This is a genomic window from Paenibacillus sp. JNUCC 35, assembly GCF_058269095.1.
The window spans coordinates 3,174,212-3,194,374 of sequence record NZ_CM177771.1; the positions used below are offsets into that span (position 1 = coordinate 3,174,212).

At 57.0% G+C, this 20,163-nt stretch carries 11 protein-coding genes and 1 pseudogene; all 12 read right to left on the reverse strand.

Annotated elements, in window-relative coordinates; all coding sequences use genetic code 11:
- Window positions 1–6: 6 nt before the first annotated feature.
- The 12 genes and pseudogenes from AC2TF6_RS14490 to AC2TF6_RS14545 all read right to left on the reverse strand — a co-directional run bounded on the left by AC2TF6_RS14490 (window position 7) and on the right by AC2TF6_RS14545 (window position 20,118).
- Complete coding sequence (locus AC2TF6_RS14490; RefSeq protein ID WP_491307331.1) at window positions 7–948, reverse strand: LysR family transcriptional regulator; 942 nt, start codon at window positions 946–948, stop codon at window positions 7–9.
- 540 nt (window positions 949–1,488) lie between these two features.
- Window positions 1,489–1,872 carry a hypothetical protein gene (locus AC2TF6_RS14495; RefSeq protein WP_491307332.1) on the reverse strand — a complete coding sequence of 128 codons (384 nt, stop codon included), beginning with the start codon at window positions 1,870–1,872 and terminating at the stop codon, window positions 1,489–1,491.
- Between the two features lie 343 nt (window positions 1,873–2,215).
- Window positions 2,216–2,440: pseudogene (locus AC2TF6_RS14500) on the reverse strand (helix-turn-helix domain-containing protein); the annotation flags it as partial.
- 70 nt (window positions 2,441–2,510) lie between these two features.
- The gene (locus AC2TF6_RS14505) at window positions 2,511–2,714 is read right to left on the reverse strand and encodes a hypothetical protein (protein ID WP_491307333.1); all 204 of its coding nucleotides are present in this window, start codon (window positions 2,712–2,714) and stop codon (window positions 2,511–2,513) included.
- 171 nt (window positions 2,715–2,885) lie between these two features.
- Complete coding sequence (locus AC2TF6_RS14510; protein WP_491307334.1) at window positions 2,886–4,274, reverse strand: M20/M25/M40 family metallo-hydrolase; 1,389 nt, start codon at window positions 4,272–4,274, stop codon at window positions 2,886–2,888.
- A gap of 14 nt (window positions 4,275–4,288) precedes the next feature.
- Window positions 4,289–5,569 carry an ACP S-malonyltransferase gene (gene fabD / locus AC2TF6_RS14515; protein WP_491307335.1) on the reverse strand — a complete coding sequence of 427 codons (1,281 nt, stop codon included), beginning with the start codon at window positions 5,567–5,569 and terminating at the stop codon, window positions 4,289–4,291.
- Between the two features lie 21 nt (window positions 5,570–5,590).
- Complete coding sequence (locus AC2TF6_RS14520) at window positions 5,591–6,307, reverse strand: thioesterase II family protein (protein WP_491307336.1); 717 nt, start codon at window positions 6,305–6,307, stop codon at window positions 5,591–5,593.
- Between the two features lie 40 nt (window positions 6,308–6,347).
- On the reverse strand, window positions 6,348–7,319 hold the full coding sequence (locus AC2TF6_RS14525) for a cysteine peptidase family C39 domain-containing protein (RefSeq protein WP_491307337.1): 972 nt from the start codon (window positions 7,317–7,319) through the stop codon (window positions 6,348–6,350).
- Window positions 7,320–7,351: 32 nt separating this feature from the next.
- Window positions 7,352–17,617, reverse strand: coding sequence for an amino acid adenylation domain-containing protein (locus tag AC2TF6_RS14530; protein WP_491307338.1), 10,266 nt, complete (start codon window positions 17,615–17,617; stop codon window positions 7,352–7,354).
- Window positions 17,618–17,631: 14 nt separating this feature from the next.
- Window positions 17,632–18,435 carry a CPBP family intramembrane glutamic endopeptidase gene (locus AC2TF6_RS14535; RefSeq protein ID WP_491307339.1) on the reverse strand — a complete coding sequence of 268 codons (804 nt, stop codon included), beginning with the start codon at window positions 18,433–18,435 and terminating at the stop codon, window positions 17,632–17,634.
- A complete protein-coding gene (locus tag AC2TF6_RS14540) occupies window positions 18,432–19,241 on the reverse strand; it encodes a CPBP family intramembrane glutamic endopeptidase (RefSeq protein ID WP_491307340.1) in 810 nt (269 codons plus the stop codon). The genes AC2TF6_RS14535 and AC2TF6_RS14540 overlap by 4 nt, the downstream gene beginning before the upstream one ends.
- A gap of 4 nt (window positions 19,242–19,245) precedes the next feature.
- Entirely contained in the window at window positions 19,246–20,118 is an 873-nt protein-coding gene (locus tag AC2TF6_RS14545) for a CPBP family intramembrane glutamic endopeptidase (RefSeq protein WP_491307341.1), read from the reverse strand.
- Between the last annotated feature and the right edge of the window lie 45 nt (window positions 20,119–20,163).

The window sequence follows — 20,163 nt, forward strand, 5'->3', positions numbered from 1 at the left end:
ATGAGCTCATACGAGCTCATCCTCTTGGCTTACTATGTGATGTCCGAAATCCATAATGACACTTTTGAGTTTTTGCACATAAGCGACAGCCAGCTGGCTTAGGCTCGCTTTTTGATTCGTAATGTATCCGATTAGCATGTTCTCGTCCATCCGTAGACGGACGGATTTGATCTGTTCTCCGTTAAGATCCTTGTTGAGCACGCCCGAGCTGATCGTATAGCCGTTTAACCCGATGAGGGTATTAAATAGAGTCGCACGGTCACTGACCAATATTTTCTTCTTATATGTTCTCGTGCTGAGAATTTCCTCTGAGAAATAGAAGGAATTGTATTCCCCCTGCTCGAAAGCCAGACAAGGATATTCCTCCAAATCTGCAATATCCAGCTCCTGCTTCGTAGAAAGCGGATGCTCAGAGCTGATGAACACATGGGCGTCTGCCATAAAGAGCGGATGAAACCGAAGATTATTTTCTCTGAGAATTTTCTGCATAACCTTCCGGTTAAATTCGTTAAGATACAGAATCCCAATCTCGCTTCTCATATTACGTACGTCTTCTATTATTTCGTGGGTTCGGGTTTCGCGCAGTGTACATTCATACTCGTCTACGTTCAATTCTCTCAATAAGCTGACAAAGGCTTGCACCGAGAACGCGTAATGCTGCGTCGAGATTGAAAAGAGCTTTTTTGAAGGCTTTTGATTCGTGTATCTCTGTTCGAGAAGCTCTGCCTGTTCAACGACTTGCCGGGCATAGGATAAAAATTCAGCTCCGTCACTTGACAGCACAATCCCCTTAGATGAACGCACAAATATTTCTATTCCAAATTCCTGTTCGATCTCCTTCACAGCGTTGGACAAGCTGGGTTGCGAAATAAAAAGTTTCTTGGCCGCTTCACTTATGGAGCCGCAACTTACGATGGTCAACATATATTTTAGTTGCTGCAGTGTCATCGGTAGCTGTCCCTCCTATTCCTATTTCTGTTTAAGACTCAACAGCGTCTATATGGTCTCTTTTCAAAAAAACGGGCCTCATTCGTTCCTTCCCTCGCTCTAACCGCTCTAACCCCCGTAGCATAATCCCAATTCTGACCGCTTCATTCATTTCATAGCCGCTGCATCAAAGCTAAAGTATGAATACCGTAAAATAGTGGCATTTTCCGAATATAAAGCGATCCCTGCTAGTAGAGGTAAGTTTTAATATCATTCTAACCACCTCAATGTTTCCATATCTCATTTGTAGATATTCGCCCAAGTATGACTCATTTCCTTTTGCTGCCCAGGCGGACATCGTTAGGCGGCTGCTTCGAAAGGCAGCATTACCACATTCTTGTCTTCGTAGTTGTTTGACGCTTACCTTAAAGCTTCCGAGTAACTTCTTTGCCCTACTAAAAGAACTAAGTCGCCGCTTCGCCGTAGTTATCAACAGTAATCTGCTCCATCACCGTCGATAGAAACTTATCCTGGTATAGCAATTGTGGCTGCAAAATAATATTATTTTGAGTCAGCCCATGCATGGCTATAATCTGGCAAATGCAATGAACCATGCACGCTTCTAGAAGTGTCCCCAGGCATAGTTTGCCGATCCATAGCGGATAAAGCAGCTAAAGCCCCGTTGCGTGCTTCCAACTCTTCCTCCGTACGTGGCAGCAAGAATACGGCTCCGTCGGTAGCCAGTGCTTGATTGGCTTCTACAAATGGGCGCATAATCTGCTCATAAGATGTAAAGGCCTCTTCATAACTTTCATGGGTGGCCAGTTCGCCTGCCAGAATATAGGCACCTACCATCGCTACACTGGTCCCCTGTCCGGTCAGAAAGGAAGGTGCATATCCAGCATCCCCTACCAGTACAACCCTGCCTTTGGACCATACCGGCATATGAATCTGACTGACAGTATCTGATCTTTTTTTGCCACTTGTTGGTTTCCGGGCAAGTTACAAATAAAAAGTCGAAAAACCAAATGATACCCCCTCCATAACTGGTGATTTAACCTAATTCCAACAGTTCCCTGGCAATCGGTACAGATTCTTAACATACTATTTTGTAAGAATCTGTACCGATAAAACAAAAAAACCGCTATTTAAGCGGTTCTGACTTGGATCATATTCTTGTCATCTGGAGAATTTTTCAATTAACGGAATAGCGTTTCAGAAAATCATGGACAACCTGCGAGGTTTTAATTTTCATGTAACCCGCAATTCTCGATATGTCAACATGATCCTACCCTTCATTTATCTCCTCGGAAACTGTCATTTCGTTAACAAGGGAGCTGCGTAAACGGCCAACGTCCCGGACTGGCGGCTGCCCAAACATCCGCGCATATTCCCGGCTAAAATGAGATGGGCTTTCGTATCCAACCTGAAACGCAGCTTCCGCCGCATTAATCGATCCGGAGAAGAGCAGGCGGAGCGCCTCTTGTAATCGGATATGCTTTTGAAACTGGATCTGGTTGGGCTTACAATACTGACTTACAACCATAAACTGATAAACACTATCCCCTGTTTTTCTTAAAAATTCAGGGGATTTTCTCTTTTTTGAACCAATTCTCAAAATACATCACCAACGAAAAACGTGCAAGGAATTGCTTTCTGAAGCTATTGAAGAGATCGAGGCATTTAAAATTAACCGCTTCATAACCTCGCCCCCGGTGACACCCTCCAATCTCATTTGTATCGCTTGCATCTTCACTTTCAACGGATAGCTCACTCTTGTTCCCCATACAAAAACACCTCCAAAATTGTCCTCCACATCTTACGACATGGAAGCTTTTTCTTGAAGGTGCTTTTATTTGTCTCACGCTAAGGGGTCAGTCCCCGGCGAGAGTCGCCCTGCACAACTTGCATGTTCCTTGCATCGGTCAACGGTAACGGCATGTGCATGGCAAGCTGCTCTAACCATCCGATGACAGCGGCTGCGCTCCGTACCGCTCCAGCACCCGGTAAATCGCATCCGTGCCGAACCCGACCGCTTCTACAGGAATGCGTTCATCCGCCGCATGAATCAGTTTGGTAAACTGCATGTCCTTGGGCAGCGGCATGGGCAGGAAACCGTAGGTTTGGATACCGAGTCTCGCAAACAATCTTCCGTCCGTTCCTCCGGGCAGCAGCATCGGTACCGGAATGGCCTCCTTATCCGCTTCTTTCAGCACGTCGGACAGCAAACCGAACATCCCCATGTCGGGAGCCGCGGCGCATGGGTCATGGCGCAGCACTTCCAGCCCGATCGAATCATGAATCGCGAATCGGCGCAGCTCGTTCATAAATTGCTGCGGAGTGACGCCCGGCAGCGTTCGGCCGTCCAGCTCGACCGTAATTTCGCTTGGATGAACGTTGATTTTCTCGCCCCCGCGAACGACGGTCGCGCTGACCGTATTACGCAGAAGCGGGGCGAACGTCCCGCCCTTTTCCCCCAGCAGCTTCAGGATGAGGCCGCCCAACCGGGGACGCAGCAGCCCTCTCAGCAGCAGCGCCGGCAGCAGCGGCAGCGTGGCGGCCATGCCTTCAATCATCAACCTGGCCGCCGGTACCACACGTATCGGCAGCTTATTCCTGCTAAGCGATTGAAGCATGTTCCCCAATTGCGCCATACAGTCGGCTCCCGGCTTGCCCATGGAGCCGTGGCCTCCGTCTCCTCGAATCGTCGCTTTGAGCCAACATAACTGCTTCTCCGCCACCATAATCGGATAAAAGGTTTTCCCCAGCGCATGAAACGCGAAGCCGCCGAATTCGCCGAGCGCATACTTTACGCCCGCAAAATAATCGGCATGCCGCTCTACCAGGAAGGAAGCCCCGTATTCGCCCCCTGCTTCCTCGTCGCTGACAATCGCCAGAATGAGATCGCCGCGCAGCGGCAGCTTGCGGACATGCGCGCGGAGGAAAGCCGATACGAGCATCGCCACGCCGCCTTTCATATCAAGAGCGCCCCGCCCCCAGACGAAGCCGCCCTCAATGTCGCCCCCGAACGGGTCGCGGCTCCAGGCTTGCTTGTCGACGCCAACGACATCGACATGCCCGTACAGCAGCAACGGCGGTGCCTCCCCGCTGCCCTTTATCCTGGCCAGCAGATTGGGCCGGGCCGGATCAAGCGCACAGGTCCGCGTTTCAATGCCCGCATCCTCAAGCAGTTGCCGGATATACATGATGCATACGGCTTCCTCGCCTGGCGGATTTGTTGTGTTGAAACGGATCAATGCCTGCAAAATCTCCACGGGAGACGGCAGCTCCGCCGGGCGCCGGGCTCCATCCTGTTCCAACTCGTCATCGACCAGCCGGATAGCCATGCCCCCACTCCTTCCTATAATAAACTGCCCGCGTATGGCCGGTCGGCAGGAGAAACGCCTGGCAAGCTGCGCAGGCCGAACTCACCTTGCAGTCTTGCAAGCCGCCGCTCCTGCTCTTCGGCGGACGTGCCTTTGGTGCGAAACACCGATTCCAGCATCGCCAGCGCTTGCCGAACATGCGCCTCCGCCACTTGCTCTCCCGTCTCCCGCAGTCGCTCGACCAACTGCTGCACGCCGCGGTAAGGCGAAGCGACGCCTTGTTCATATTCGGCCGCGTTCCAGTTGCGGTTTCGGACGCAAGTGGCGATAGCCAGACAACGATTAAGCAGTTCAATCGAATAAGCGTCCTTTTGCCGGCTTGCGGCAACCAGATGCGCCTCATCCTCCTTATCGTCAAAAGCGAATACACGCAGTTCGTCCGATGGAGCCAGCCGTTTCAATACATTGCCCGGACCCAGTTCCACGGCAGCAACAACGCCAATGCTCTTCTGAAATGCAAGGACCGCCGGCCATTTGACGGGGTCCGTCAATCCCCTTGCCAGCATACCCGCGATCTCCGCCGTATTCCCGTAAGGCAGACCCGTCAAGGAGGAAACTACGGGAAAACCCATTTCTCCAAACGAGACGCGGCTCAGCACTTCGGCAAATTGCGCTGCCGCCGGCGCCATCAACGGGCTATGGAACGGCGCGCTTACCTGCAGCGGAATGACTGCGGCCCCATGGGCGGACAGTCTTTCGGACGCTTCATGGACGGCCTCTTTGTGGCCTGAAATCACCGTTTGGCGATCTGAATTCATATTCGATACCACGACAATACGGCTTCCGTCCGCGCAGCCTGCGCTGGTTTCCAAGCATACTTTGGCGACAACATCGGGACTCGGCCCGTTCACGGCGGCCATCGCGCCGATCTCCGCAGCGGCGGCCCCTTGCATCAACTCGCCGCGGCGGCGTACGAGCCTGAGCGCATCCGGGAACGTTATGGCCCCCGCGCAGGTTAAAGCGGTAATCTCGCCCAGACTGTGGCCGGCAGCCATAGCCGGCGCGTATCCCCATTCCCGGCTGTAGACGCGGTACATCGCCACGCCAAGCGCAAGAATGGCGGGCTGGGCATTGTCTGTCCGCGTCAGCTCCGTCATCGGTCCCTCATACATCAGGCTGTCAAGGCGCATGCCCAGCGCTTCGTTCGCTTCCTCCATCGTCGCTTTGACAACCGCGTGCCGCTCGCTCAGCGTTTTTCCCATTCCGACGCGCTGCGAGCCCTGACCGGGAAACCATATCGCATGTTTGTTCAGCATCTTCCATCACGCTCCTCAGGGTCAGATCGGGGCAGGCACCTCGGTCAGCATTTTGTTTATCGCCGCTACAACATCGCATTCCCGCTCATGCAGGAAAAAATGTCCGCCTTCAAACAGCATCAGCTCGCTGCCTCCCGTCGCATAACGCTCCCATTCACCGAGCGGGCCTTTGACGCAGCCGTCATCCTTGCCGCTCAAGATGGTGAGCCGGAGCGGCAGCGGCGGCCGCATCCGATGCTCGTATTCGCCGACAAGCTTGAAGTCGGCTCTTAGGATCGGCATAAACATATCCAGCAGCTCCCGATGCCGGAACAGCTCGCCCGGCATGCCGCCGAGCCGTTTCAGTTCCTCAAGAAACTCGTCATCCGGAAGCATATGGGTCCGGCGAGCCTCCTTCTGCTCGCAATGCGGCGCCCCTCTGCCGGAGAGGAAGACTGCTGCAGGCAGCGGGTATCCTTCTTCCTGCAGCGTATGCAGCACCTCATACCCAAGCAGGCTGCCCATGCTGTGGCCGAATAAAGCATATGAATCGGAGCCAAGCGCCGTCTCCAGCACCAGCGGCAGCAAATCCCGCACGGCCTCCGCCACGTCCGCATAGAACGGCTCTTCCGTGCGGCTTCCTCTGCCCGCCAGTTCGGCCGGCACCAGACGCACGCCAGGATGCAGCCGGTTCGTCCAGCGCTTGTACACTTGTGCGGAGCCTCCTGCATAGGGCAAACAAATTAAAGATATCGTCATAACGCCCGCCTCCCGGGTAACATGTTGACGCAAGCGGCCTTTACGCGCCGGCGACAAGCGTGGTCCAGAACGCTTTTTCCTTCGCGAACAAATCTTCCGCGAGCGCCAGCTCTCTGCCGCGTTCGAAGTCCCCCGTCACAAAGCGGTCCTTCACCAGATCCCATCCGTCCCTCACTGCGCCAAGCTGACCGGATAGCGACTCATGCAGCGCTTCGCCGATCAGCCTCTTTTCCCGCATGGAGCGGAGCAGCGACATGTTGGCGATATGCCGGTTGCAAATGATGTTGACGCCGACAAGGCCATAGGTCAAATGAGCTTGCTTCTTCTCCGGGTCGGAATCTACATTCCACATGCCATCCATGGAGAACCCGCCAAGCTCCCTCGCAAGCCGCTCCGCATTTTCCACCACTTCAGCCAGCTTCAACTCGTAGGGCTGGATCTTTTCCTGCAGGTTGTATACGTAGAAGGCAGGCCCCAAATAGCTCGGGTTCACGTTGTATTCCGAGTTGCCGTAAGCCTTGAGAAGCCTTTCCTCCGGCACCTCGTGCTCCTCGTAGCCCGCAAGCGTATCGTCAATGACGTAGAAGACGCCGCGTTCCTTGTCGTATCCGTTAAACAGCGAATAATGATACCAATGGAACCTTTTCCAGGCCATGCTGCCCGGCAGCCAGTCATACAGATCGACGTTTACGCTCAAGTTGCGTCCGCCCTCCAGCATCGCCCTGATTTCATCCGGCACCGTCTCTTTGCTGCGGAAATGACCGGGCTCGATATAGCGGATCACCTGCGACAGCGGGAATCTGGCCGGATCGTCCATATAATACAGCGTGTCAATAGTCGGATAGCGGAAGTCTTTGTCTGTTGCGGCCTCCCAAGGAAAGTACCGGTAAATGTTCAAATACGCCGCATCCCTGTAGCTGGGATCCTCGGACACCGCAATGGAAAAGGCCTGGTTCAGCATGCAGTTCATCCAAAACTCGTTAAAAGGTTTCCTTTTCATCGACAGCTTCATCGTTCGCCGCCCCCTTAGGCTCAGAATGTGGTTCAAGCAAGCTTGCTTGCCGCAAGCACGGCACTGATTTTTTTCTTTGCTCCGTCTTCGACCAGCGCGTGTATGATCGCCATATAATCATCCGCCAGCGCCCAGGCGTTCTCTTCGCGGAAAAGACTTGTCGCATATTCCAGCGTAAAGCCGATCCTGCCGTCCCGTTCCGCCGCTTCAAGCGTCAAATCGAATTTGCTGACGCCCGGATCGAATTCCTTGGGATCGAATTCAATGCCGCCCGAACGGTAAGCGACGCGATCGATATTTTGCAAAATAAACATCGTATCGAACAGCGGATTGCGGCTGCGATCCTGTTCGATTCCCAGCTTTTGCACCAAATCCTCAAACGGGTAATTCTGGTGTTCCAGCGCCCGCAGCACATCCTCATGCAGCTCGGTCAAATAGTCGCCAACGGTCCGGTACGATTCCGGGAAGCTGCGAATCGCAACCGTATTGACGAACATCCCGATCAGCCCTTCCAACTGCGCATGATTGCGGCCTGCTACCGGCGTGCCGATAATGATATCCTCCTCACCGCTCCATTTGCTCAGCAGCATCGAATAAGCCCCGAGCAGCACCGTGTACAACGTCGTGCCGCGCTCGCGCGCAAACGCCTTGATCTTGAGCGTCAGCTCCTCATCCAGTCTGAAGTTGATCAGACTGCCCTCGAAGTTTTGCAGTTCCGGCCTTGGCAAGGCAGTTTTGAGCTCCAGTGTCGGCAGCTCCCCTTCGAAAGCCTCCAGCCAGTAGCGCTCATGCCCCATATAGGCCTCACTGCCGATTTGTTCTTCTTGCCATACCGTGTAATCCCGGTACTGGATATCGAGCGTCGGGAGCTCGCCGCCGCCGTACAAAGTGGTCAGTTCCTGCAGCAGGACGCTGACGGAGACGCCGTCGGTAATAATATGATGTAAGTCCAGCAGCAGTAGATGGCGCTCTTCGCCAAGCGGAATCAATCCGGCCCGGAACAGAGGGAGACTGCCGAGATCAAACGGACGGATAAAGCGTGCCATCAGCGCGCTGATACCGCCAAACAATCCTTCGTCTCCGCCTTCCGCGAGCAGCTTGCCCGCCGCCATTCTCAGCCTGGCACCCTGCTCCAGCGTAAATACCGGCTCCGCATGCACGCGCTGGCGGAACTCGTCCTCCTCGTGATGGAACGTCGTTCTGAGCGATTCATGACGGCGCATCATCGCAAGGAAAGCTTCCTCCAGCCTTTCCACATCGAGCTTGCCTTGCATATGCACGGCGAACGGCACATGGTACATCGTTGCCTCGTCGGAGATCAGCCCCATCATAAATTGGCGGCGCTGCGCCCTCGACATCGGGTAATGCTCGCGCTCCGGCTGCTTCGGAATGCGCGCGGCCGCCGCGGTTCCGCTAGCATCCAGATGGGCCGCTAAACCTTCAAGCGTAGGATTCGTAAAAATATCGCGCAGCGGTATTTGGATGCCAAAGCGTTCTGCAATGCGGCTGACCATGCCCGCCGCCTTCAGGGAATGGCCGCCCAGATCGAAAAAGCTGTCCTTGGCGCTGATCGCATCCGTACCGAGCAGCTCCTTCCAAATCTCGGCCAGCTTGCGCTCGGTATCCGTCGACAGCGGAACAAGCTCGCGTTTGCCCGCGTCGGCCGGTCCCGGCTTCGGCAGCGCCCTTCTGTCGATTTTGCCCGTTGGCGTAAGCGGAATCGCATCCAGAACGACCATGAAGGCCGGAACCATATAAGAAGGCAGCTTGTCCCCGAGATATTCGCGCAACTGCCCGGTCAACCGGCCGGATGGCGCGGCGCCGTCCGGCTCCGCATCCGCTGCCGCCACGTTTTGCATGACGACATACGCACAAAGCGCATATTCCCCATCCTTTTCCTGAAACGCGGTGACGACCGTTTCTTTCACCTGCTCATGGCGAAGCAGCAACTGCTCAATTTCACCGATTTCAATCCGATGGCCCCTGATTTTCACCTGAAAATCGCGGCGTCCCGCATAGGCAAACTCCCCATTTTCAAGCCTGCGCCCAAGGTCGCCCGTGCGATACATGCGTTCGCCCGGCACATACGGATTCGGCACAAAAGCGACATCCCATTCGGGATGGCTGAGATACCCACGCCCGACGCCCCGTCCGCCGATGCAAATTTCGCCCGTCACGCCTGTCGGCTGCAGCTTCAGTCCTTCGTCAAGCACCATCATGACGGAACCTTCGATCGGCGTGCCGATCGAAATGTCCTCTCCTTCGGTCACTTCCCGGATTGAGGTCCACACCGTCGTCTCCGTCGGACCGTACAAATTAAACAATCTGGCTCCGGTAGCGGCACGCAGCCTGCCGAGCACATCGGCCGTCAGCGGCTCCGCCCCGATCATCAATATGCGCAGCTTTTGCAAGCCGTCCGTTTCGCCTCGCTGATTCATCCACCATTTGAAGCGCGACGGCGTAATTTGCAGCACATCGACGCCGTGCGCGTCGATCAGGCCTTGCAGCAAGGCGGCGTCGCCCCGTTCCTCTTCGCTCGCGAGTACAATCCGCATACCCAGCGTGAGCGGAAGCAGATTTTCAACGACAAAAATATCAAAGGAGACCGATGCCATCGCCAGGATGCCCTGGCCCTTCTCAAACGGAATCCGGTTTCGGAAGCCGCTGATGAAATGCGCCAGCCCGCGATGCTCGATCATCACTCCTTTGGGACGCCCGGTCGAGCCCGACGTATACAGCACATACGCCAAATGGTCCGGCGTATGGACTAACTCCGGATTGCCTCTGTCAGCCGCATACATCTCCGGATCGTCCAGATACCACTCGGCAACGGCTCTCGTTACGACTCCTGCATATGCTTTTTCCGTCAGCAAAAGCGCTTCGCCGCAATCCTCAAGCATCCAGTCGATCCTCTCTTTCGGATAAGCGGGATCAATGGCGACATATGCGCCTCCGGCTTTCAGAACACCCAAAATGGCGACAAGCAGCAGCGGGCTGCGGGACGCCATCAGCGCGACAATGCGCTCGGGGCCCACACCCTTCGCCCGCAAGGAATGGGCAAGCCGATTCGCGCGTTCGTTCAGCTCTGCGTACGTCACCGTCTCCGCGCCGAATTGAATCGCCGCCGCATCCGGCGTGCGCGCTGCCTGGCGCTCCACTTCCTGCACAAACCCCGTCCATTCCGCCGTTGCTTGCGCGGAAGCCGCCGCCGCGTCTCCTTGCCGGTCCGTCATGCCTTTCTCAGCTCGAATTTCCATCCTACCGTTGCTCCCCTCTCTACTCACAGCCTGTAACGGCATGCTTCCTCCGGCCAACAGAGCCAGCAATTGCTCCCGCTCGCTTTCACTCATCAGCTCAAGCTCGCCGACCGTGCGACCCTGCGATCTGCACATCTCCCGCACGAGTACGGTATAGCTTTCCGCCATGCGGCGCGCGGTTTCCTCATGAAACAAATCCGTTGCGTATTCCAGTTGAAGCTCGATTTCCGCTTCCCGTTCCACCGCTTCCAGAGTCAGGTCGAACTTGCTTGTCCCCGTCTCGAACGGCATTTCGCCAAAGACGAGGCCGCCTGCTTCCATCACCGCCCGGTCCATATTTTGCAAGACAAACATGGCGTCAAACAAAGGATTGCGGCTTCTGTCCGCGTCGGCCTTCAGCCCTTTAACCAGGTCCTCGAAAGGGTACGACTGGCGCGAAAGCGCCTCTACGACATGGTTATGCAGCTCCGCCATATAGGCCCGTACCGTCTTGTCTCTTTCCGGCCTTGTCCGCAGCGCCAGCGTGTTGACGAACATGCCGATCATGCCATGCGTATCGGCATGCTCCCTGCCGGCGGCGGGGGTGCCCACAATCACTTCGGCCTGCCCGCTGTATTTGGCCAGCATCGCGGCAAAAGCGCCCAGCAGCACCGTATACAGCGTCGTCTTCGCTTCCCGCGCCAGCTTTCGCGCCTCCGCCGTTGTCCGCGCGTCCAGCCGGAACGAATGGCGGCGGCCCTTATAGCTCGGCAGAGACGGCCGCGGCCGATCCGTCGGCAGCTCCAGCACAGAAAGCTTGCCTTCGAAGATTTCCATCCAGTACCGCTCATGCTCCGCATAAGCGGCATTTGCAGAACTGGCTTCCTGCCACACCGCATAATCGCTGTATTGCACGCGCAGCTCCGGCAGCGCTTGTCCGGCATACAGCTGCGACAGCTCATTCACAAGCAAACCGGAGGATACGCCGTCCGTAATAATGTGATGAACATCCAGCAGTAGCAGATGATCTTCCTCATTCAGCCGCAGCAGCCCCGCCCGCAGCAGCGGCAGCTTGTCCAGATGAAGCGGGCGCTGGAAGACTTCCATCAGCCTCGTCACCTCGGCGCCGTCCGGCGGTGCTCCCCGCAGCGCTTCGTCCCCGGTCAACGCTGCGTATTCCAGCGCCTCCAGCTTGAACGCATACGGCGGATGAACCATTTGCCTGAACTCGTCCTTTGTCATATGGAAGGTCGTCCGCAAGCTTTCGTGGCGGCCGATCAGCGCCGTAAACGCGTCTTCCAGCCGCGCCGCATCCAGCCTGCCCTGCAAGCGGAGCGCGAACGGCACATGATACATGGTGGCGTCTCCGGCCAGCATCTGCATCATATATTGGCGGCGCTGGGCGCGCGACATCGGATACCACTCGCGGCGCTCCGCCTTCGGGATCGGCTCGGCCGCCGCAGCGGCGCCGTCCCGTTCCTTCAGCCAGGCGGCCATTTCCGCAATGGAGGTAAGCTCGAATATCAGGCTGAGCGGAACCAGGGCGCCCGTCGCCTGCTGCAGCTTGCCCGCCAGCACGGCAGCCTTCAAGGAGTGGCCGCCAAGCTCGAAAAAGTCGTCATGAATGCCGATTGGCCCGGCCGTATCGCCCAGCACTTCCTCCCAGATGGCGGCGACGCGCTCTTCCATCCCGTCTCGCGGCAGCTCCGGCTTTCCCCGCTCCCGAAGCCCGAATTCCGGCTCCGGCAAGGCGCGCCGGTCCACTTTCCCGTTCGGCGTCAGCGGTATCGCGTCAATCGCCGCGATATAGGCCGGAATCATCGCCTCCGGCAGCTTGTCTTTCAGCTTTCTTCGCCATTCCCGCGAAGGGAGCTTGTCCGAAGCGACCACATACGCGCACAGCTCTTTGTCGCCGCTTGCCTGCTCGCGGACGATCACAACCGCATCCTCCACCTCGGGAAGGGAAATCAATTGCGAGCGAACCTCGTTCATTTCAATCCGCACGCCTCTGATTTTTACCTGTTGGTCGGCCCGGTCCACATACATCGCGTTGCCGTCCGGCAACCACTTTGCGATATCGCCGGTGCGATACATGAAGCGGCCTTCGCGGTACGGATGCGGCAAAAAGCGCTCGGCTGTCATATCCGGCTTGTTCACATAACCGTCGGCAAGGCCGCTGCCGGCAATATACAGCTCCCCGGCTGCACTGATAGGGGCAAGCTGGCCGCCATAGCCGAATATATAAATTTCGACATTGTGCATCGGCCCGCCAATCGGCACATAGCCGCCGCGATAAGCGCCCGGCTTGTATGCGTACATATTGGAGCAAACCGTCGCCTCCGTCGGGCCGTAGCCGTTAATAATCCGAATCTCGGGATTAAGCTTCGTATACAGCTCCAGCGTTTCGTCTTTAATCGGCTCTACCCCGACAAGCATTTTGTCCAGCGTAATCGCGGAAGCCGATTGCTCCAGCAGCCGCGCAACCTCTTTCAGCAAAGACGGCGGCAAATAAGCGAATGTAATCCGCTCTTCCGCAATCACCTCGGCAATTCGCCGCGGATCAAGCAATTTCGGCTCCGGGTAAAGCACCGTGCAAGCCCCGAACATAAGCGGCATAAACAGCTCCGCTACGCTGACGTCAAACGAAATATTGGTCAGGCTGAGGCATCTGTCTCTCTCGCCGTATTGTCCATCGAAAAACGTCCTAAGAGAATGTCCGAAATTGTAAAAGCTGCGGTGCGGTACAATGACGCCCTTGGGCTGACCCGTAGAACCGGAGGTATAGATGACATACATCGGATCGGCGGCGTCCTGCGGCCATGCGGCGGCGGCATCGTTTCCGCCGGAGAACAACGTCTCATCCGCAATGTCCAGCACCTGCAAGGAGGCCGGCACGAAGGCCGCGGCTCCGGAACGCGCGTCGTCCGCGAATACCAGCTCCGCGCCGCTGTCCTCCAGCATATAGCGGATACGCTCCTCGGGATAATGCGGATCTACAGGCATATAAGCGCCTCCGGCTTTCATAACGGCGAGCATAGCGGTCAGCATGGGGATGGAGCGCTCCGCCATGATGCCGACGACGCTGCCGCGTCCCACACCTTTGGCGCGCAAGGTTCGCGCCAGCGCATCGGTGCGGTGATCCAGCTCCCGATAGGTCATGGATTCACCGCCGCAAGATACGGCCGGCAGGTCGGGAACGGCCGCCGCTTGTTCCTTGAAGCAATCATGCAGACAGCGCGGCGGCGGAAAGTCCGCTTCGCGTCTCCCCATCGCCAGCATGTGCAAGCGCTCCTCCTCCGTCAGCATCTCCGCTTCGCCGAGCGCGGCGTCGGGACGGAGGATCACGCTGCGCAGCAGCTGCACATAATGCCGCATGAACCGCTCGGCTGTCGCGCGGCGAAACAAATCGACATTATATTCCACGACAAGCCGCAATTCCGCACCATCTTCCACAGCCTGAATCATCAAATCGTATTTGGCCGTGCCATGCTCAAAGCGCTGGTGGCGATACGACAATCCCGCAGGCGAAGCGTTTGGAATACCCAGGTTTTGCATGATGAACATCGTGTCAAACAGCGGACTCCGGCTGGCGTCCCTTCTGTCCATCCATTGCGCGATTTCCTCGAATGGATAATCGGCGTGGGCGTAAGCCCCGGTCGCCATCTTTTTCACTTCGGACAAAAAGGCTCTGAACGGCTTGTCCGCGCGCGGATAAGCGCGCAGCGCCAGCGTGCCGGTGAACATGCCCGCGATCGCTTCCAGCTCGCGCCTGTTCCGTCCCGCAATCGGCGTGCCGACGGCAATGTCCTCGGCCCCCGTATAGTGGGCGAGGAAAGTGTAATACGCCGATAGCAGCACCATAAACGGAGTTGCGCCCGATTCGGCCGCGAGGCTGCGCACAGCCGACGTCAAACCGGCCTCGACGTACACGTCGAACGTTTCGCCGCGATTGCCTTTGACGGGCGGACGCGGGGCATCGGTCGGAAGCTCCAGCGTCGGCCAGTCTCCCCGGCATTGCTCGCGCCAATACCGTTCGGCGTTCCCGGAGAGCGGCCTGCTCTCCTGCCATACCGCATAATCCTTGTATTGCAGCGACAGCGGCGGCAACGAACCGCCCTGATATAAAGTCATCAGGTCGGACAAAAGAATGCCCGCCGACATGCCGTCGGATGCAATATGATGCATATCAAGAAACAGCACATGGCGCTCCGGCCCCAGTGTCAGCAAGGCTGCGCGGAGCAGCGGAGCCGTATCGAGCCTGAACGGCCGGAACAAGCTTTGCAGCACGCCGTCCGCCTCCGATTCATCGGCCTCCATGCGAATCAGGCGGAAAGGAATGGCGGCGTGAATGCACTGCCTGATCTCTCCGTCGATGACGTGGAAGGTGGTGCGAAGCGTCTCGTGACGCTCCACGATGGCTTGCAGGACGGCCTCCAGCCGGTCTGCATCAATAGCTCCGTCCAAGTGCAACAATTCGGGCAGATTGTAGCTGCGATCATCCGGCATCGCCTGCTGCTGCAAATACATGCGTTTCTGCGGCGATGAAACCGGATAATGCTCTTGCGGGGCCGCCTTTGGAATCGGCTCCAGCGTATCGCCGGACAAAGAGTCGGACGCTTGGCCGGTCAACGGCCCGACATGCCCGCCGTCCGCTCCTGCTTCGTCACGGCCGCCGTCCGCCGCTTGCCCGTCATGACTGCCGTTCGCCTCGTGTCCGCCGCTCCCAACGTCCGCCCCTTGTCCATCGTGCTGAGCGTTCGTTCTTTGCGCTGTCGCCGCGCCGCTCTCCCTGAGCCGCCGCTCGATCAGCGCCGTGAACGAAGGCAGATCCGCATGCCCCAGCAAATCCGCCGCCTGAATGCGGACGCCCGCAAGCTCGCTGAGCCGGTTTACAATTTTGAGCGCAATAATGGAATCTCCGCCCAGCTCATAAAACCCGGCATCCGCAGGCAATTCGTCATAACCGAGCAGCTCTCCCCAGACATCTGCGACATGCTGCTCCCATTCCAAGCCGGAGCGCTCCCCGGTTAACGCAACGCCGCGGCGGCGCTGACTCGTCATCCCGCCGCTCCGCTCCAACGCGGCTTGCCATCTGGCAAACGTCTCGTTCATTTCTTGCCCAAGCTCCTCGGGAATATCTCCACCGACCGAATATCCGCTCCAGGCCGCAAATGGCGTATGAAGCGCCGCTTCGGCACGCGCCTCCTCCACCCAGCAGCGGTGAGAATCGAACGGATACGTCGGAAGCGGCAGCCGTTGGCGGCGTTGTCCTAGGTAGATCGCCTTCCAGTCGATCTCGTATCCGCCCACGTAACGTTGGCCCAGCTTCAGCGCGTCCATTTCCCGTTCGTTTGGAACGGGTTGCTGCCGCATATCCCCGGCCGCAGCCGAGTCTGCCGTCCCGAAGCGGACGTTCGGCAGCGCAAGACCGGTAAGGCCGCTTTCTGCTGCGGCATGCAAGGTCTGGACAAGCTCTTCCCAGCTGCTCACCGCAATCGCCAGGCGATACCGATGGGCTCCCCGGCCGACGGCCAAGGTGTAGCAAAGGTCGGCCAGGCTGCGGCTCTCATCGCCGCGATGCTGCTGAGCCCAATCCCGCATCAGCAGCACGAGCCGCTCCAGCGCCGTCATGCTGTGCGCGGACAAGCAGAACAGCTCCGCTCTGTTCGAACGACCCGAAGGCATCTCGGCGGGAGCTTCCTCCAGCACAACATGGCAATTGGTCCCGCTCATGCCGAACGCGCTTACTCCGCATCTTCTTGCTTCGCCGTCCGTCTCCCATGGCGTCAATTCGTCATTGACATAAACGGGCGAATCCACAAACGGAATGTTGCGGTTCGGCGATCGGTAATGAAGCGTTGGCGGAAGCTGCTTGTGGACAAGCGACAGGATCGCTTTGAGCAGCCCTGCAATGCCGGCGGCATGGTCGAGATGGCCGATATTTGTTTTCAGCGAGCCGATGGCGCAAAATTGCCGTTTATCGGTATATCTCCGGAAGGCGCGCGTCAGCCCGTCGATTTCGATCGGGTCGCCCAGCGAGGTTCCCGTGCCGTGCGCCTCCATATAAGTCACCGTTTCGGGATCAATGTCCGCATCCTGCCAGGCGCGCGCAATGACGTCCTCCTGCGCGAGGGCGTTCGGGGCGGTAATGCCGACCGAACTGCCGTCCTGATTCATTGCGCTGCCTTTGATGACGGCATAAATAGGGTCGCCGTCCTCCTGCGCGCGGGACAGCGGCTTCAGCAGCAGCGCAACCACGCCGTCGCCGATGCCCGTTCCGTCCGCCGAGTCGTCGAACGTTCTGGCCCGGTTGTCGCTTGACTCGATGCCAAGCCGTATGCCGGTATCCAGCGGCAGCACGTTAATTTTGACACTGCCGGCAATCGCCGCCTCGCATTCGCCGCTGCGGATCGATTGGCATGCCAGATGGACCGCTACCAGCGAGGAGGAGCAGGCGGTGTCCACGCTGATCGCCGGTCCGCGCAAATTAAGCAAATACGAAATCCGGCTCGGTATCATGGAGCTGAGATTGCCGGGCGCCGCCATCGACAAGGCGTCCGGGTCCAGCGCTTCGATGATTCGCTTGTAATCATGCAGCGTGTCCCCGTTATAGCCGATAAAGACGCCGGTGCGCGAACCATGCAGCGCATCCCCGCCGTACCCCGCATTCTCAAGCGCGCCCCAGGCCGTCTGCAGGAACAGGCGCTGCGCCGGACTCATCAGCGAGGCTTCCTTGGGCGAAAGCCGGAAAAAAGAATAGTCAAACCCTGAAATATCTTCGATATATGCCCCGTCAAAAAAGGAAACGGAGCCGTATTGCGCCTCCATGCGGCGCAAATACGGCTTCAATTCCTCCTTGCGGGAATCCGGAAACCCGCCTACCAGGTCCTTGCCGCTCCGCAGAAGCTCCCAGAAGGCTTCGTGCGATTCCGCGCGCGGCAGCTTGGCGGATATCCCGACAATTGCAATATCCTTAAGGGAAACATTGGAGACGGAGCCCCCGCTCCGTCCCTTCCGCCCGGATGTGTCTTTTTTGGTATCCAGCAAATCCAGTTGAAACATGGCGCCCTTCCCTCCTAGCTAGTAATGGAATCGCTGACGGCCTGTTCTTTTTCCGCCCTTCCGCCGCTCCCGCGCAGCAGCAGCAACACATGCGCCGCGATGCCGAGTCCGCTGATCAGAGCTAATAATCCAAGCGTACCGGACTGCCAATCGCCTGACCATTGCAGCACGATATACAAGGTGCCTGTGCTGCACACATGGGCCGCAAGCGACCCCCAAAGCGAATGCGAGCCGGCGCGGACGGCGCCGTATACGATCGCGCCCAGCGCCGCAAATGCGCCAATCGTCACATTCATAAATACCGCGCCGAACAATACGGCCTGGAGCAGAACCGTCCACGGAACCGAAAGACGTTGACGCAACGTATGGAACAGCATTCCTCTGAACAGCCATTCCTCCAGCAAAGACCCCAGCAGCAAGCTGCCGAGCACAAAAATGATCAGGCTGCCGCCGGCGACAAAAGCGACCAGATCCGAAATGGCCGGAAAGGTTGCTTTTATCCACGGAAGACGGGTAAACGCGGCGATAAACAAGCCGAGCCAGACGCCCGTCCCTGCGGACAGCAGCAACGATCCGCCGCTCGCAGGAACAAACCCCAAATCCCTTAGCGAAATTTTTTGCCAGCGCAGCAGCGGAAGATAGACGACAAGCACGATGATATTGGATACAATCAGCACAATGCCGGAATTGTCGGCGATCCAGTCTTTCAGCCCGGGATCGCCGACCCAGTTGTAGAGCGCTTGATTGACAAGCATCACAATCGCCGCATAAATGACCAAATATAAGACGGTATTTCCCGCTACTCGCAATCCCTTCACGCCGACTTCACCGCCTTGGAAGACAGCGGCGCGGAGACCGAAGAACGATGCTTGACCGCAAGGAATATGCCAACTGCAATCATGGTGGCCGCCACAGCCATCACGATGGACATGACGGTGACGTCCGTCGTCTCCGGCCCGTAATGCCAAAGCAGGTACTGGCTGCCCTGACAGGCGACTTGCGCGGCAATCGGCGCCCAGATGGATTTAAACCAGACATACAAGAGCGCAAAAATAACCGCGCCGAGAAAACCGTACAGCGACAGCGGAATGTCTCCCAAAAAGAACAACGCCCCGTACAACACGCCCTGAATCACAATTGCGATCCAAACCGGGAGCACGCGTCTGAACTCATTCATCAGAATGCCTCTGAACAACGTCTCTTTGTAAATATTTCCGAGAATCAGAAAAACCAGAAATACATACCATTCCGCTCGGTTTAGATAATCAAACAATTCATGAAACCGGTATTTGTCCGATGCTATGGCGGGAAGCCGGGAGAAAGCGACCGTAAACAGGCCGGCTCCAAGTCCGATCCATAAAGCGATAGCCACCGATTTGCCGCCCATCACACGGAATTGGGCCGCTTTAAACAGATTCTCTTTGAATATAAACCTCCAGGCCAGCAGCATGAGCGGCAAACCCACCATATCGTTCAAAATAATGACGGTTACTGTGTTCTGTTCAAACCACGTGCTTTTCGGGTATACATAATCGAAAAATAATGTCGTAGCGGTAAAAAACCATGCAAAATACAGGCCGATAACAACGGCCACGCGAGCCAGCATCATTCCCCACGCCTTCATGCGGTCAGACCCCCTTATGTGCTGCCGACGGCGCGTCAGCCGTCAGCGCTTGACCGGCGCGTGCGCCGATGCCGCTGTTGCCGGAGGTCCGCCAGACATAGACGGAGCCTCCAATCAACGCAGCCAGACAGAGCGCTGTAATGATATACAGCGAAACATCGCCCAGCTTGTCAAACCATTCGTAGAACCCGATGTATTTAAATAGAAAGATTGTGCCCATGGCGGTATTTTGTACCAGAATAGGCGCCCACAGCGACCCGGTGCGCAAATACAGCGACCCGTAAATCAGTCCCGAACCGATGCTGATGACCGAAAGCGCCGCGCTCGGCTGGAAGTAGGCGTAAGCCGCGGCTTGCAGCAGCAAGGCCGCATATACCGGCATAACCCTGCGAAGCTCTCTGAAAATAAGGCCCCTGAACAATATTTCTTCAAAGGCCGGGCCGATCAAACCGGCGCCCAGAATGACGTACCAGATCGAATCCCCCCTGATCAGATCGTCGACCAACGCGGGAATGGACGGAAATTGCCGCGCAATATCGTCAATGACGATAAGGCCGATGCTGAACAAGCTTCCGGCAAGACCCAGGCCAATCATCAACAAGACGCGCGAGGCGCTCAGCCGTCTGAAGCCCGACGCGCGGAACAGATTTTTTTCCGCATGGGGCCAGATCCATCCTTTGATACGAAAGATGAGCATGTACACAAGCGTAATCAGCGTGAACAGAACGACCATAAACATGGCCGGGTTGCGATCCAGAAACTTGGCGAAGGACAGCGTCACTTCGTAATTGTAAGTAGAGCGAAGCAGATAGAGCAGCGCGTAAAAGACCCCGAGATAAAGCGCGATATTCCCTATCATGGTCAACACTTTTTTCACAGGAAAGCTCCTTTCTTCCTTCGTCAGATGTATTCAAAGGGCCAG

Coding starts and splice junctions, on each gene's coding strand:
- AC2TF6_RS14520 (WP_491307336.1), bottom strand. CDS start 6,307: ATGACGATATCTTTAATTTGTTTGCCCTATGCAGGAGGCTCCGCACAA.
- AC2TF6_RS14510 (WP_491307334.1), bottom strand. CDS start 4,274: ATGGCTATCCGGCTGGTCGATGACGAGTTGGAACAGGATGGAGCCCGG.
- AC2TF6_RS14490 (WP_491307331.1), bottom strand. CDS start 948: ATGACACTGCAGCAACTAAAATATATGTTGACCATCGTAAGTTGCGGC.
- AC2TF6_RS14530 (WP_491307338.1), bottom strand. CDS start 17,617: ATGTTTCAACTGGATTTGCTGGATACCAAAAAAGACACATCCGGGCGG.
- AC2TF6_RS14525 (WP_491307337.1), bottom strand. CDS start 7,319: ATGAAGCTGTCGATGAAAAGGAAACCTTTTAACGAGTTTTGGATGAAC.
- AC2TF6_RS14505 (WP_491307333.1), bottom strand. CDS start 2,714: ATGGGGAACAAGAGTGAGCTATCCGTTGAAAGTGAAGATGCAAGCGAT.
- AC2TF6_RS14540 (WP_491307340.1), bottom strand. CDS start 19,241: ATGAAGGCGTGGGGAATGATGCTGGCTCGCGTGGCCGTTGTTATCGGC.
- AC2TF6_RS14495 (WP_491307332.1), bottom strand. CDS start 1,872: ATGCCGGTATGGTCCAAAGGCAGGGTTGTACTGGTAGGGGATGCTGGA.
- fabD (WP_491307335.1), bottom strand. CDS start 5,569: ATGCTGAACAAACATGCGATATGGTTTCCCGGTCAGGGCTCGCAGCGC.